Raw genomic sequence first — 14,685 nt, forward strand, 5'->3', positions numbered from 1 at the left:
GGCTGGATTCCGTACTTTTTGGAGCGGGTGGATCGCACCTTTGAGATGCATTCGACGTGGACGGGTCAGGACTTCGGCGGCAAGCTGCCCAGTGAGGTGTTCCGTGAGCACTTTTTGACCTGTTTCATCGCCGATCCGGTGGGGGTGGCCACCCGCAATGCGATCGGTATCGACAACATCTGCTGGGAGGCCGATTACCCGCACAGCGACTCGATGTGGCCCGGGGCTCCCGAGCAGCTCGACGAGGTCCTCACCGCCAACAATGTGCCCGACGACGAGATCAACAAGATGACCTTCGAGAACGCGATGCGCTGGTATCACTGGGACCCGTTCACCCACATCACCCGCGAACAGGCCACCGTGGGTGCCCTGCGCAAGGCCGCCGAAGGCCACGACGTCTCCATCCAAGCCCTGTCGAAGAAGGAAAAGACCGGCGCGTCGTTCGCGGACTTCGCGGCCAGCGCCAAGCAGGTGTCCGGCAACACGGACTGAGAGGTCTGCAAGTATCGGGAGGTCCGGCCACGGGGTCGGAAGCAGCGTCTTCGAGTGCGCCGGTGCGGAAGCTGCGTTCACGCGCCGGCGCACTGTTCTGCGGAACGATGACAAGAGGAGAACCACCGTGCCTGGCGGGATGAGTTTCGAGCTGACCGAGGACCAGGAGCTGATCCGCAAGTCCGTTCGTGAGTTGGCGAGCAAGTTCGACGACCACTACTGGATGGAAAAGGATCTCGCACACGAGTTCCCGCGGGAGTTCTACGACGCGATCGCCAAGGGCGGCTGGCTCGGCATGACCATCCCCGAGGAGTACGGCGGGCACGGTCTGGGCATCACCGAGGCCACGCTGTTGCTCGAAGAGGTGTCGCGCTCCGGGGCCGCGATGAACGGTGCCAGCGCCATTCACCTGTCGATCTTCGGGATGCAGCCCGTCGTCAAGCACGGCTCCGACGAGCTCAAGGCCGAGACGCTGCCGCGCATCGTCAACGGTGATCTGCACGTCTGCTTCGGCGTCACCGAACCCGGTGCGGGGCTGGACACCTCGCGCATCACCACCTTCGCCAAGCGGGAAGGCGACAAGTACCGGATCAACGGCCGCAAGGTCTGGATCTCCAAAGCGCTGGAGTCCGAGAAGATCCTGCTGCTGACCAGGACTGTGCCTTTTGACGAGGTCACCAAGAAGACCGACGGGATGACGCTGTTCCTGACCGACCTCGATCCCGACCACGTCGACATCCGGCCGATCAAGAAGATGGGACGCAACGCGGTCAGCTCCAACGAGGTGTTCATCGACGACCTGATGGTGCCCGTCGAGCACCGCGTCGGAGAAGAAGGCAAGGGCTTCAAGTACATCCTGGACGGCCTCAACCCCGAGCGGATGCTGATCGCGGCCGAGGCGCTGGGCATCGGCCGGGTGGCGTTGGAGAAGGCCGTGAAGTACGGCAACGAGCGGCATGTGTTCAACCGGCCGATCGGCATGAACCAGGGCCTGCAGTTCCCGCTGGCCGACTCGCTGGCCCGCCTCGACGCGGCCGAGTTGGTGTTGCGCAAGGCCACCTGGCTGTACGACAACGGCAAACCGTGTGGGCGCGAAGCCAATACGGCCAAATACCTGTGCGCCGATGCCGGCTTCGGCGCCGCCGACCGGGCCCTGCAATTGCACGGAGGCATGGGCTATTCCGAGGAGTATCACGTCTCCCGCTACTTCCGCGAGTCGCGGCTGATGAAGATCGCGCCCGTGAGCCAGGAGATGATCCTCAACTTCCTCGGCGAGCATGTCCTCGGACTGCCGCGCAGCTACTGACGGAGGAGCACGACTACCGATGGTGAACTATTTCGACCTGTCCGGCCGTTCTGCGTTGGTGACCGGCGCCGCGGGCGGCATCGGCTCGGCCGTCGCACAGGCGCTCGCCGACGCGGGCGCCGCGGTCCTCGTCACCGACCTGGACAAGGACGCCGCAGCCGCTGTCGCCGAACGGATTTCAGCCGGCGGCGGCCGTGCGGAGTCCGCCGCGCTGGACGTCTCCGACCGGGACTCCGCCGACGCGGCGGCCGCGCAGGCGGCCGCGCTGACCGACGGCGCCCTACACATCCTGATCAACAACGCGGGCGTCACCAAGCCCGCGATGTTCGAGAAGACGACGCAGGAGTCGTTCCGGCTGCTGTTCGACATCCACGTGATGGGCGCGTTCAACGTCACCCAGGCCGCGCTGCCGCACATCCCGACCGACGGCACCGGCCGTATCGTCAACGTCACGTCGGCGGCCGGCTTGACCGGCACGCTGGGCCAGGTCAACTACTCGGCGGCCAAGGCGGGCATCATCGGGTTCACCAAATCCCTTGCGCGCGAACTGGCGACCAAGAAGATCATGGTCAACGCGTTGGCGCCGCTGGCCGCGACGCCGATGACCGAGACGATCCGCACCAATGAGAAGTTCTCGGCGAACATGATGAACCGGATCCCCATGAAGCGATGGGCGGACCCGGAGGAGGTCGCGGGCGCGTTCGTGTTCATGGCGTCCGATGCCGCGTCCTACATCACCGGACAGGTGCTGCCGGTCGACGGCGGAATGGTCATGTGAGCGCCCCAGCGCCACTGAGCGGCGTCACGGTCGTCGCGATGGAACAGGCCGTGGCCGCCCCGATGTGCACCCGGGTGCTCGCCGACTTCGGTGCCCGCGTGATCAAGGTGGAAAACCCCAACGGCGGCGATTTCGCCCGCGACTACGACGACGTGGTGAACGGGCCCGGCGGCTTGGCCGCGCATTTCGTCTGGGCCAACCGCGGCAAGGAGTCGGTGACGCTGAACACCAAAGCACCCGAGGGTATCGACCTTCTGCACCGCCTGTTGGACCGGGCGGATGCGTTCGTGTCGAACCTCGCGCCGGGTGCCACCGCGCGGATGGGCCTGGCCCCCAGCGACCTCGCGACGCGTCATCCCAACGTGATTCCGGTCGAGATCGACGGTTACGGCCCCGGCGGTCCGATCTCCCACAAGCGTGCCTACGACCTTCTCGTACAGGCGGAGTCGGGATCGTGCGCGGTCACGGGCTACCCGGGGATGCCGGCCAAACCGGGACCCGCGATGGCCGATTTCTCGACGGGCCTGTACGCGGCGATCTCCATCCTGGCGCTCCTGGTCGGACGAGGCAGGGGCAATGCCGGGGCCGCGAGCCAGTCGGTTGCGCTGAGCCTGTTCGACGTGATGACCGACGTGATGGGTTATCAGTTGACATACACCCAGCATTCGGGCATCGACCAGGAACCGCTCGGCGTCGGCTCACCCGCCGTCGCGCCGTACGGGGCGTTTCCGACGCGCGACGGTCAGACGGTGGTGCTCGGCACGACCAACGACCGGGAGTGGCAGCGGGTGGCCCGCGAGATCATCGACCGCCCCGACCTCGCCGAGGATCCCCGCTTCGCCACCAACCCCGACCGCTGCGCCCACCGCGAGATCCTGGAGGAAGCCATCGGATCGTGGTGTGCCCAGCGTGATCTCGCCGAGATCCAGAAGATCGCCGACGACGCCGGGATCGGCAACTCGCGGTACAACCTGCCTAGCGAGGTCGTCGCACACCCCCACCTCACCGCTCGGGACCGGTGGCGCACTGTCGCCACCCCCAAGGGTGACATCCGCGCGCTGCGCCCCCCGCCGGTGATCACCGGCTTCGAGCAACCGATGGGAGCGGTACCCGGTTTGGGCCAGCACACCGATGCCGTACTGGGTGAATTGGGGCTTACAGCAGGGGATCTCGCGCGGCTACGTGCCGACGGAGTGATCGGGCCCGCGTACCAGTGAGCGATGACGTGCTGCTGAGTTCCGACAGCGATGGGGTGCGGACCCTGACGCTGAACCGGCCGGACCGCAAGAACGCGATCAACGCGCAGTTGTGGGGGGACCTGGCCGATGCCCTGCGGGCAGCCGCCCGCGACACCGAGCTTCGCGCATTGGTGATCACCGGCGCGGGTGGGGCGTTCTGCTCGGGCGCCGACATCGGCACACCCGAGGACATCCACCCGCGACACAAGTTACGGCGGCTCACCGACGTCGCGCTCGCACTGCACGAACTGTCCGTACCCACCATCGCCAAGGTGACCGGGGTTGCGGTCGGGGCCGGCTGGAACCTGGCGCTCGGTTGTGACTTCGTGGTGGCGACGCCGGATGCCCGGTTCTGCCAAATCTTTTCGAAGCGCGGCCTGTCGGTCGACCTCGGCGGTTCGTGGCTGCTGCCCAAACTGGTGGGTCTGCAACAGGCCAAGCGGCTGGTGTTGCTGGCCGACATGATCGACGCCGCGGAGGCCCACTCGCTGGGCCTGGTCACCTGGGTGAGGCCCGCCGACGAGATCGACGGCTTCGTCGCCGATCTGGCGGCCCGGCTCGCAGCGGGCCCACCGGTCGCCTTGGCGCAGAGCAAGGCGCTGCTCAACGACGGGGCCAACGCGACGCTGCGTGAGGCGCTGGCCAATGAGGCCCGCGCACAGCCGGGCAACTTCGCCACCGCGGATTCGGCGGAGGCCTATGCCGCGTTCGCCGCTAAACGCGAGGCCGTATTTACTGGTCGATGGGCGATCGGGCCCGGATCGGAGAAGAACAATGCGTGAAACCGTGATCGTGGAGGCGGTGCGCACGCCGGTCGGCAAGCGCAACGGCGGGCTGTCGGAGATGCATGCCGCCGACCTGTCGGCGATCGTGCTCACCGCACTCGTCGAGCGTGCGGGTATCGATCCCGAGATCGTCGACGACGTGGTGTGGGGTTGTGTGTCTCAGGTCGGCGACCAGTCGAGCAACATCGGCCGCTACGCGGCTCTTGCCGCGGGCTGGCCGGAGACGATCCCCGGCACCACGGTCAACCGCGCCTGCGGGTCGAGCCAGCAGGCGCTGGATTTCGCGGTCCACGCGGTGATGTCGGGTCAGCAGGACGTCGTCGTCGCCGGCGGGGTCGAGGTGATGAGCCGGGTGCCGCTCGGTTCGGCGCGGGCCACCGGAATGCCCTACGGGCCCAAGGTCCTCGAACGCTACGGCGATTTCTCGTTCAACCAGGGCATCTCGGCGGAGTTGATCGCCCAGAAGTGGGGCTTCTCCCGAACCCGGCTCGACGAGTACTCGGTGCGCTCACACGAGCTGGCCGCTGCCGCGCAGGACAACGGCGCGTTCGAATCGCAGATCATGCCGGTCTTCACCGACGGTGAACCAGTCGTGGCTGACGAAGGGGTGCGACGGGGGAGCACGGTGGAGAAGCTCGCGGGGCTCAAGCCGGCCTTCAAGGACGACGGCGTCATCCATGCGGGGAATTCGTCACAGATCTCCGATGGTGCCGCGGCGCTGCTGGTGATGGCGGCCGACAACGCTGTGGCGTTGGGACTGAGCCCAATTGCCCGCTACCGTGCGGGCGCGGTCACCGGTGCCGACCCGGTTCTGATGCTGACCGGTCCGATCCCGGCGACCGAGAAGGTCCTGCACAAGGCCGGAGTGACCCTCGACGAGGTCGGTGTGTTCGAGGTGAACGAGGCGTTCGCGCCGGTGCCGCTGGCATGGCTGGCCGAGACCGGCGCCGACGAAGCCAAGCTCAACCCGCTCGGCGGGGCGATCGCCCTGGGGCATCCACTCGGGGCGTCGGGTGCGGTGCTCATGACGCGCATGCTCAACCACATGCGCGACAACGGGATTCGGTTCGGTTTGCAGACCATGTGTGAGGGCGGCGGAACCGCCAACGCGACTTTGGTAGAACTCATCGCCTAGCGATGGGGGCAGAACTCATCGCCTAGCGACGTTGGTAGAACTCATCGCCTAGCGATGGCGGCAGAACTCATCGCCTAGCGCTGCTGACGCAGTAAGCACTGATTCCACGGGAGGACCCGCGTGCAGAGAACCCTGTTCACCGAAGACCATGAGGCGTTCCGCGAACTCGCCCGTGACTTCGTCGAAAAGGAAGTGGTCCCGCACTATCCCGAGTGGGAGAAGGGCGGCCGCATGCCTCGCGAGGTGTTCAAGCAGATGGGGTCGCTGGGCATGCTCGGGATGGCCATTCCCGAGGAGTACGGCGGAGGTGGGACCCCCGACTATCGCTACAACGTCGTGCTGCAGGAGGAGGCGGCACGCGCACTGGTCACGCTGTCGACCGTGCGCACCCAGCTCGAGGTGATCCTCCCGTACTTCCTGCACTACGCGAACGAAGAGCAACGCAAGCGGTGGTTTCCCGGCCTTGCCGCCGGGGAGCTGCTGACCGCCGTCGCGATGACCGAACCGGGCACCGGATCCGACCTCGCCGGTGTGCGCACCACCGCGGTCCGCGATGTTGATTCGGAAGGCCCCCACTGGATCCTCAACGGCGCCAAGACGTTCATCACCGGCGGTATGCAGGCCGACCTCGTAATCGTCGTCGCGCGGACCTCGACCGACCCGGACAACCGGCGCAAGGGGCTCACGTTGTTCGTCGTCGAGGACGGGATGGCCGGGTTCACCCGGGGCCGTGAGTTGGAGAAGATGGGCTGCAAGGTGCAGGACACCGCCGAACTCTCGTTCGTCGACGTCCGCGTACCCGCGACCAACATGCTGGGCGAAGAAGGCGAGGCGTTCAGCTACCTGGGCCACAATCTGCCTCAGGAGCGGCTCACCGTCGCCGTCGGATCGGTCGCGCAGGCACGCTCGGCGATCGCCGCCGCCATCGATTACACCAAGAGCCGCAAGGCGTTCGGCACACCGGTGGCGTCGTTCCAGAACACGAAGTTCGAGTTGGCGGCCTGCTCGGCGGAGGTGGAGGCCGCACAGGCGATGCTGGATCGCGCTGTGGCCCTGCATGTCGACGGCGAGTTGTCCGGCGCGGATGCGGCCCGCGTGAAACTGTTCTGCACCGAGATGCAGCAGCGGGTGGTGGACCGCTGCCTGCAGTTGTTCGGCGGCTACGGCTACATGATGGAGTATCCGATCGCTCGGCTGTACACCGACGCCCGGGTGGCCCGCATCTACGCGGGCACCAGCGAGGTGATGAAGGTGATCATCGCCAAGTCGCTGGGCCTGTAAACCACTAGGGCAGCTGCGGTTTGATCTCCTCGATCACCCATTGCGCGTAGTCGAGATACTCGTCGACCCCTGACACCGGCGGCAGGGACACAGCGCTCACGGTGACGCCCTGCTGCGCGAGCCAACCGAGCCGGTCGACGATCTCGGCCGCACTCATGCCCGGTCGGCCCTCGGGGTCGTCTTGCACGGTATGGCCCTCGCCGACCCGATTCGTGCCCAGCCCGTGCACCACGTCGAATGGCCGACCGTCGTAGCCAGGTTGGGACTTGATGAAGTCGAGGCGCTCGGCGATCTTGTCGGGCGGCGTGAGGAATGACCACCATCCCGAGGCGTACTTCGCCGCCCGGCGCAGTGCCGCGTCCGCATCACCGCCGATCCAGATCGGCAGATGCGGCTTCTGGATCGGCTTGGGCTCGAAGGCGATCTCATCGAAGGACACATACTTGCCGTCGAAGCTCGGCGATTCACTGGTCCACAGTTCGACAATCGCAGCCAGATACTCGTCGGCGATGCGGCCACGTTCATGGAAGGGCACACCCAGGAGTTCGAATTCGCGTTCCAGCCAGCCCACGCCGAACGTCACCATCATGCGGCCGCTGCTCATCCAGTCGGCGGTGGCCAGCGACTTCGCCAACACGATCGGATGTTGCAGCGGCAGTACCGTGATGCACGAATTGAGCATGATCCGCTGTGTTGCCCCGGCGAGATACGCCTGAGCCACGGTGGACTGCAGATAATGCGGTCCGGACAGTTCGACGTGATCGTTGGGAATCGCGAAATGCTCGGGCACGGCGATCATGTCGTAACCCCACTCGTCGGCGCACTTGGCCATCCGCGTCTGGTCGGCACCGGTCACCGATGCTTCCCACGGCTGCATCATGGCCTTGAGCCGCAGCATGTGCGGAAGGTTGAAGACGAGTTTCACTCAGGACTCCACTCACGTGAATTGGGTGTGATCGATGCACTACACGCTAGCGACTCCACCCGAATTGCCCGGCTACTTCAGCATGCTGCCCGCGTCGATCGTGACCGGAAGACCTGTGATGTAGCGGGATTCGTCCGAGGCGAGGAACAGCACGGCGTTACTGACATCCTCGGGCTCCACCCAGCCGACGGGGAGCACATGCATGAACTGTGCGGCGACGGCGAGATCGTCGGGTCCGGGATTCTCGAGGTCGGGCCGGAACAGCTTCATGGTTCCCTCGTTCATGAACAGCGGTGTGTTCACATTCGTGGGGCAGACGGCGTTGACCCGGATCGAGTGCTGACCGAGTTCTACGGCGAATGTGCGCATCAGGCCGATCACGCCGTGCTTGGCGGCGATGTAATGGCCGGTATGGGGGTAGGGCTTGAGGCCACCGACCGAGCTGGTGAGGATGATCGAACCGCCGTGCCCTGCGGAGAGCAGATGGGGGACAGCGGCTTTGACGGTCTTCCACACACCAGAGAGATTGACGTCGATCATGTCGCGCCAATCGTCTTCGCTGGTCTTGTCCAGCGTTGCCCCGCCGTTGCCGATGCCGGCATTGGCGACCACGATGTCCAGCCGGCCCAACTGTTCGACGCCCCCGTCGACGACCGCCTTGAGAGCGTCGTAGTCACGCACGTCGACCTCGGCGGTGACGATGCGGCGGTTCAGGTTCTTGACGAGGTCGGCCGTTTCGGCGAGGTCGTCCGGTGTGGCCCATGGGATGTCGTCGTTGCTGGAGATCTGCTTGCAGACGTCCACGGCGATGATGTCGGCACCCTCCGCGGCCAGGCGCACCGCGTGGCTGCGGCCCTGGCCCCGCGCCGCGCCGGTTACGAACGCGACTTTGCCCTCGACTCGTCCACCCATGTGTCCACCTTCTGGCTGCTCGAATAGTTTGGTCGATCGATCAGGATCGTGGCACCGATCGGCTCACGTGTCAACAGTCGGGCCCGCGAGGCGGAGGGATCGCGGTGTCGCGGCACCGCCGGTCGATGTGCGAGCTCAGCCGGGGGGAGGTAGCGACCCGCCCGCGGTCAAGGACTCCTTCAGCGATTGCATCCAGCGCTGCATGAAGTCGCGCATCTCGTCGTGTCCGAGCGTGAGGCCGACCGCGTCCTCGTTGCACAGGCTGCGCGCGATCTGCACGATCAACATCGAAATGGCGACTGGCGGGTAGTCGTCGAGATCGACACCGTTGGCCCGCAGGGCCACGGTGACCGCGGCGGTCTCGATGTCGCGCACGCGCTCCGCGTAGGCCTTCAGCTCCGTACGAATCACCTTGCGGTGGTTGGCCAGTGCCATGAACTCGGTGTTCAGGATCGTCCTTCGCAAATCGCTGTTGATCAGCCACAGCGTGTGCAACGGGTCGTCATCGGTGAGCGCGGCGCGCATGTTCTCCAGGGACGCCTCGGCACCGGCCCGCAACACCTCGACGAACAGGTCATCCATCGTGGGGAAGTAGTAGTAGACCAGCGCTTGTTTGACCCCGGCCTCGGCCGCCACGCGTCGTGACGTCGCGGCGGCATAGCCCTCGTCGCGCATGATCTTCGCGGTGGCCTCGATGAGTCGCTGGCGCGCCCCGACCTCGGCTCGCTTGGCGTTCCCGGCGCGCCCCTCCGTCCGAATGCTTGACCCTCTGTCACGACCCGTGATAGGCATGGCGCATCCTAACAGTTTGATCGATCGATCAGAGTGGCTACGGGCGCCAGGACCGAAAGGACGGCCGTCGATGACCGATCTCGCCTCGGTGGACTACTTCTCCGACCACGCGATCAGTCAGGATCCCTATGACTACTGGGACCACCTGCGCGAGCAGGGCCCGGTGTTTCGGGAACCGAACTACGGCGTCGTCGCCGTCACCGGTTACGCCGAAGTGGTGGCGGCTTTCAAGGATCACGATTCCTTCTCGGCGGTGAACGCGATCGGCGGGCCGTTCCCGCCGCTGCCGTTCGTCCCCGAAGGTGACGACATCACCGAGCAGATCGAGGCGCACCGCCACCTGTTTCCCATCTACGAGCACATGGTCGTGATGGACCCGCCGGCCCACGAACGGGCCCGGTCGCTGTTGACCAAGCTCCTGACGCCGCGCCGGCTCAAGGAGAACGAGGACTACATGTGGCAGCTGGTCGACAGCCAGATCGACCAGATCATGGGCCCGGAATCCTCTGAGGGGCGGTGCGAGTTCCTCTCGGAGTACGCCAAACCCTTCGCCACGTCGGCGATCATCGACCTGCTCGGCGTGCCCGACGAGGACCGGCCCGAGTTCCTGGCCGCGCTCGGGGTCGAGGAGCGCTACGGCACCCGCGTCGGCGCGCTCGACGGCGCCCCGGTGGGGCGGGACCCGCTGCAGTATCTCGACGACAAGTTCGCCGGCTATCTCGCCGAGCGCCGCCGCCAACCGCGCGGCGACGTGCTGTCGGGGATGGCGACCGCGGTGTACCCCGACGGTTCGACACCGGAGCTGATCGAGGTCGTCAAGCCGGCCACGTTCCTGTTCGCCGCGGGGCAGGAGACCGTCACCAAGCTGCTCAGCGCGGCGGTGCAAACCCTCGGAGACCGGCCGGACTTCCAGCAGATGCTGCGCGAACACCCCGAGCGGATTCCGGCGTTCATCGAAGAGGCGCTGCGCATGCACTCGCCGACCAAGGTCGACTTCCGGCTCGTCCGCAAGAGCACGACGCTGGGCGGGGTGCCGCTCAAGGCGGGCACGATCGTGATGTTGTGCCTCGGCGCGGCCAATCGGGACCCGCGCAAATTCGACGATCCCCACGAGTTCCGCCCGGACCGCAAGAACGTGCGCGAGCACATCGCGTTCGGTCGTGGAATCCACTCCTGCGCGGGCGCGCCCCTGGCCCGGGTGGAGGGCCGCATCACCGTGCAGAGGTTGCTCGAGCGGATGCGCGACATCCGGATCAGCGAGGCGGTCCACGGTCCATCCGGTGAGCGCCGCTACTCCTACGAGCCGACGTTTTTGCTGCGCGGGCTGACCGAGCTGCACATCGAGTTCACGCGACGATAGGAAACCCGGCGCGGGACGGCGGATTGCGCCCGAAACACGCGCTGACCTGGCGATGTGACGGCGGTCTAAACCCAATTTGGCTGAGACGCTTGTCACAGCGCCCAAACCTACCTACTGTGTGTTCACTAGGTTAGTTGAACGAAGGAGTTCGGTGTCCGCCACGGAGCCCGCGCGGCCGTATGCCACGCTCCTCGCCAAGGGCGAGGATCGTCGTCAGCGCATCCTGGCGGTGGCCGAACGCCTGCTCGCGCGCAACGGGTGGCGCAACACCTCGCTGGCCCTGATCGCCAAGGAAGCCGGGGTCACGCCCGCCGGTCTGCTGCACCACTTCGAGTCCAAAGAGCAGCTGCTCAACGCGGTGCTCGACGCCCGTGACGCCGACGACGCGATCCACGCCGACTACCGCTCGGGTGATCTGGTCACCGAACTCGGCCGGGTCCCCGAACGCTTCGAGCGCGCGCCCGAGCTCGTCGGGACCTTCACCGTGCTGCTGGTGGAGAACATCGCGCCCGACGCGCCTCTGCACGACCGCCTGGTCAAGCGTTACCGCGACGCGGTCGACATCATCACCGCGATCATCGAGCGCGGTCAGCGGAGCGGAAAGTATCGCCAAGACCTCGACCCGGCCACCAAGGCCGTGGAAATCCTCGCGTTCACCTATGGAATGGAGACCCTATGGTTACTCGACCCATCGATTCAATTGGCCGAGGTGTTCAAGGGGTACGCCGAGTCGCTGGGGCGCGAGTTGGCGCCGCGGAGCTCGACATGAGGTACCGGCTCGACATCGTCGCCCCGACGGTGTCGGACGCGGTGAAGTCTGCCGGCGGCTGGATCTACGACCGGGTGATGGCCGGGTGGGACGTCACCGTGCTCGTCGGTGGCGGCGAAGACGTTCGCCCGCTGACGATTCTCGGAGCCGAGACCCTCGACCTGGAAACGGTCCTCGCGGCCTGGGAGGAACGGCCGCATCCCCAGACCGTCGCTGTCGCGGCGAACCTGATCGACCGCGACGCGCGTGTCCTCCAGCACGTGCGCAACGCACTCGATCAGGGCGCGACCGAGGTGACGCTGTGGGGCGAGCGGGTGCCCGCAGAACTTGACAGCAGTGTCGATTCGGTCGAGCACCGCCTGAGCGCGGCGGCCAGGGCGTTCAAGGCCAAGGCGCTGGCCGCAGCCGGTGATCCCGCAGTCGCCGAGGTCGGCGACTGTGAGATGTTCCGCTGCGGGATGATGGTGTCGGTGGCCGCGGATCTGGTGCCCGCCAGCTGATTTGGGCGGGCACCTGCCGCGTCACCGGTAGTCGCTGGATTCGGCCAGCTCGGCGGCCGAGCGCATCAGTTCGACGATGACCGGGCCGTAGGCGAGCAGCTTCTCGTTGTCGCCCGCGCGCTGGAAACCCTGCTCGAGCACGATCGCCAGCTTCCACTTCGCCAGCACCAGGTAGTAGTCGAGATCGTCGACCTGGCGCCCGGAGACCTTCGCATAGTGTGCGACGACGTCTGCGCGCGAGGGCATTCCCCGCATGTCGACGTAACCCATCTCCGAATCCGTCGGCGCCGCGGTGTCCTCGGGCCAGCTCTGCACCATCCAGCCCAAGTCCAGCTTCGGGTCTCCGACGGTGCCCATCTCCCAGTCCACGATCGCCGCGAGCCGAGCGGGCGCGCCGTGCCGATACATCACGTTGGCGAACTGATAGTCGCCGTGCATCAATCCGGGGACGTAGTCCAGCGGCCGATGTGTGCGCAGCCAGTCGGTGGCGACGTCGAGGCCGTCGATCTCGCGGCCCTTGATGCGCTCGAAGAACGCGGTCCAGCGATCGACCTGGCGTTCGTGGAAGCCGTCGGGCCGCCCCAGATCATGCAGCCCCTTGGCCTTCCAGTCCACTTGGGACAGCAGCGCGATGCCCTCGGCGAGTTGATAGGCCAGCTCCCCGCGGGCGGAGAGGTCGGAGTCAAACGGTTCGGGCCACTTGCGGTCGTCGAGGTCCATCGGCGACCATCCGTCGACGAACCCCATCAGGTAGAAGGGCCGACCAAGCACCGCGGCGTCCTCACATACCGCGACGGCCTCGGTGTGTGGCACGTCGGTGCCGTCGAGCGCCTCGATGATGCGCCACTCCCGCAGGATTCCCTTGTCGCGGTCAGCAGGGGCGCCGGGCGGCGGCATCCGAAGCACACAGCTGTGTTCGCCGCGGCGCAATTCGTAGATGACGTTCTGGGTGCCGCCCGACAGGAACCGGGTCTGCAGCGGCTCACCCTTGCCGGGTAGTTCGGCCGCGTCCATCCAGTCGGTCAGGCGCGCAACCTCTATCGCGTTCTCGCTCACAGATTCCCCACTTCATGGTCCAGATACTCAGCGAACTTGGCCCTGGCCTTCTCCCGCTTGGCCGGGATCCACTCGCTCGGCCACGTGTCGGTGCTGGGCGCATAGTCGCGCAGCACCTGCTTGGCCACCGTCGCCTTGTGCACCTCGGTCGGACCGTCGGCCAGGCCCATCACCGCGGCGCCGGTCACCATGCCCAGGAACGGCATCTCGTTGGTGACGCCCAGCGCACCGTGGACTTGCATTGCGCGCCAAGCAATATCATGCAGCACCGTCGGCATCACGACCTTGACCGCGGCGATGTCCTTACGGACCTTCTTGTAGTCGTTGTACTTGTCGATCTCCCACGCGGTGTAGAGCACCATCAGCCGGAACTGCAACAGCTGTGCGTAAGAGTCGGCGATGTAGCCCTGGACGAACTGCTTCTCGGACAGCCTGCTGCCCTGGGTTTCCCGGCTCAGCGCGCGTTCACACATCATGTCGAGCGCTTTGCGCGAGAGTCCGATCGTGCGCATCGCGTGGTGGATACGGCCGCCGCCGAGGCGGGTCTGGGCGATGACGAATGCCTGGCCTTCGCCGCCCAGCAGCGCATCGGCGGGCACCCGCACGTTGTCGTAGTGAATGAGCGCATGCGAGCCTTCGTCGTCACGCTCGCCGTGCAGTCCGACGTTGCGGACGATGTTGACGCCCGGCGTGTCGGTCGGCACCAGGAACATCGACATACCCTGATAGGCGCTCACGTCGGGGTTGGTGACGACCATGACGATCAGAAACGACGCGGTTCTGGCGTTGGAGGAGAAGAACTTCCAGCCGTTGATCACCCAGTCGTCGCCGTCACGGACCGCGGTGGTGTTGAACAGTGTCGGGTCGGCGCCGGCGTGCGGTTCGGTCATCGAGTAACACGAGAAGATCTCGCCGTCGAGTAGTGGGCGCAGGTAGCGCTCCTTTTGCGCCTCGGTCCCGTAGTGCGCGATGATCTCGGCGTTGCCGGTATCGGGCGCCTGACAACCGAATACGATCGGTGCCCACTGGGAGCGGCCGAGGATCTCGTTGAGCAGCGCGAGCTTGAGCTGTCCGTAACCCTGTCCGCCGAGTTCGGGACCGAGGTGGGTGGCCCACAGACCCCGTCGGCGCACTTCGTCCTTGAGCGGGTCGATCACCTTGCGGCGGTTGGCGTCCAAAGGAACGAACTGCTGATCGGGAAACGCCAAGTCGAGCGGTTCGACCTCCTCCCTGACGAATTCGTCGGCCCAGTCGAGCACCTTCTGGTACTCGGGGTCGGTCTCGAAATCCCACGACATCGTGGTCTCCTTCCTCTTTGTTCAGGTCTGCGCCGACTGCGACGCCCTACGCGCACTC

The 14,685-nt window shown here is 66.1% G+C and carries 15 protein-coding genes; 10 read left to right on the forward strand and 5 right to left on the reverse strand.

All coding sequences use genetic code 11. The features are described 5' to 3' along the window. The 7 genes from AU072_RS15435 to AU072_RS15465 all read left to right on the forward strand — a co-directional run. Positions 1-492 (forward strand): amidohydrolase family protein (locus AU072_RS15435; protein WP_165596690.1); only part of this gene is annotated, 492 nt, incomplete at its 5' end. A 139-nt stretch (positions 493-631) separates the two neighbouring features. After that, positions 632-1,798, forward strand: a complete 1,167-nt coding sequence (locus AU072_RS15440; RefSeq protein ID WP_064350243.1) for an acyl-CoA dehydrogenase family protein — start codon at positions 632-634, stop codon at positions 1,796-1,798. Positions 1,799-1,817: 19 nt separating this feature from the next. Further along, positions 1,818-2,576, forward strand: a complete 759-nt coding sequence (locus AU072_RS15445) for an SDR family NAD(P)-dependent oxidoreductase (RefSeq protein ID WP_064414599.1) — start codon at positions 1,818-1,820, stop codon at positions 2,574-2,576. Next, positions 2,573-3,793, forward strand: a complete 1,221-nt coding sequence (locus AU072_RS15450) for a CaiB/BaiF CoA transferase family protein (protein WP_268874530.1) — start codon at positions 2,573-2,575, stop codon at positions 3,791-3,793. The genes AU072_RS15445 and AU072_RS15450 overlap by 4 nt, the downstream gene beginning before the upstream one ends. Positions 3,794-3,801: 8 nt before the next feature. Continuing rightward, entirely contained in the window at positions 3,802-4,596 is a 795-nt protein-coding gene (locus AU072_RS15455; RefSeq protein ID WP_082680970.1) for an enoyl-CoA hydratase/isomerase family protein, read from the forward strand. Further along, on the forward strand, positions 4,589-5,734 hold the full coding sequence (locus tag AU072_RS15460) for a thiolase family protein (RefSeq protein WP_064414600.1): 1,146 nt from the start codon (positions 4,589-4,591) through the stop codon (positions 5,732-5,734). The genes AU072_RS15455 and AU072_RS15460 overlap by 8 nt, the downstream gene beginning before the upstream one ends. 120 nt (positions 5,735-5,854) lie before the next feature. Continuing rightward, the gene (locus tag AU072_RS15465; RefSeq protein WP_064414601.1) at positions 5,855-7,015 is read left to right on the forward strand and encodes an acyl-CoA dehydrogenase family protein; all 1,161 of its coding nucleotides are present in this window, start codon (positions 5,855-5,857) and stop codon (positions 7,013-7,015) included. Between the two features lie 4 nt (positions 7,016-7,019). Here the strand turns inward: AU072_RS15465 and AU072_RS15470 are convergent, their stop codons facing one another. The 3 genes from AU072_RS15470 to AU072_RS15480 form a co-directional block, all read right to left on the reverse strand. After that, a complete protein-coding gene (locus AU072_RS15470) occupies positions 7,020-7,940 on the reverse strand; it encodes a TIGR03619 family F420-dependent LLM class oxidoreductase (RefSeq protein ID WP_064414602.1) in 921 nt (306 codons plus the stop codon). A gap of 72 nt (positions 7,941-8,012) precedes the next feature. Further along, the gene (locus AU072_RS15475) at positions 8,013-8,852 is read right to left on the reverse strand and encodes a mycofactocin-coupled SDR family oxidoreductase (RefSeq protein ID WP_064350249.1); all 840 of its coding nucleotides are present in this window, start codon (positions 8,850-8,852) and stop codon (positions 8,013-8,015) included. Positions 8,853-8,987: 135 nt separating this feature from the next. Further along, positions 8,988-9,644, reverse strand: a complete 657-nt coding sequence (locus AU072_RS15480; protein ID WP_082680966.1) for a TetR/AcrR family transcriptional regulator — start codon at positions 9,642-9,644, stop codon at positions 8,988-8,990. 70 nt (positions 9,645-9,714) lie between these two features. Between AU072_RS15480 and AU072_RS15485 the strand changes: the two genes are divergently transcribed. The 3 genes from AU072_RS15485 to AU072_RS15495 all read left to right on the forward strand — a co-directional run bounded on the left by AU072_RS15485 (position 9,715) and on the right by AU072_RS15495 (position 12,273). Next, positions 9,715-11,004, forward strand: coding sequence for a cytochrome P450 (locus AU072_RS15485; protein ID WP_064414603.1), 1,290 nt, complete (start codon positions 9,715-9,717; stop codon positions 11,002-11,004). A gap of 151 nt (positions 11,005-11,155) precedes the next feature. After that, the gene (locus AU072_RS15490; protein WP_064414604.1) at positions 11,156-11,773 is read left to right on the forward strand and encodes a TetR/AcrR family transcriptional regulator; all 618 of its coding nucleotides are present in this window, start codon (positions 11,156-11,158) and stop codon (positions 11,771-11,773) included. Then, positions 11,770-12,273 carry a hypothetical protein gene (locus AU072_RS15495; protein WP_064414605.1) on the forward strand — a complete coding sequence of 168 codons (504 nt, stop codon included), beginning with the start codon at positions 11,770-11,772 and terminating at the stop codon, positions 12,271-12,273. The genes AU072_RS15490 and AU072_RS15495 overlap by 4 nt, the downstream gene beginning before the upstream one ends. A 21-nt stretch (positions 12,274-12,294) precedes the next feature. Here AU072_RS15495 and AU072_RS15500 read toward each other — a convergent pair whose 3' ends face one another. Together AU072_RS15500 and AU072_RS15505 are read right to left on the reverse strand one after the other, a co-directional pair. Further along, positions 12,295-13,287, reverse strand: coding sequence for a phosphotransferase family protein (locus AU072_RS15500; protein WP_174523797.1), 993 nt, complete (start codon positions 13,285-13,287; stop codon positions 12,295-12,297). A gap of 38 nt (positions 13,288-13,325) precedes the next feature. Further along, the gene (locus tag AU072_RS15505; RefSeq protein ID WP_064414607.1) at positions 13,326-14,627 is read right to left on the reverse strand and encodes an acyl-CoA dehydrogenase family protein; all 1,302 of its coding nucleotides are present in this window, start codon (positions 14,625-14,627) and stop codon (positions 13,326-13,328) included. Positions 14,628-14,685 lie beyond the last annotated feature (58 nt).

The sequence above is a fragment of the Mycolicibacterium novocastrense genome, assembly GCF_001499835.1.
Taxonomy (GTDB): Bacteria; Actinomycetota; Actinomycetes; order Mycobacteriales; family Mycobacteriaceae; genus Mycobacterium; species Mycobacterium novocastrense.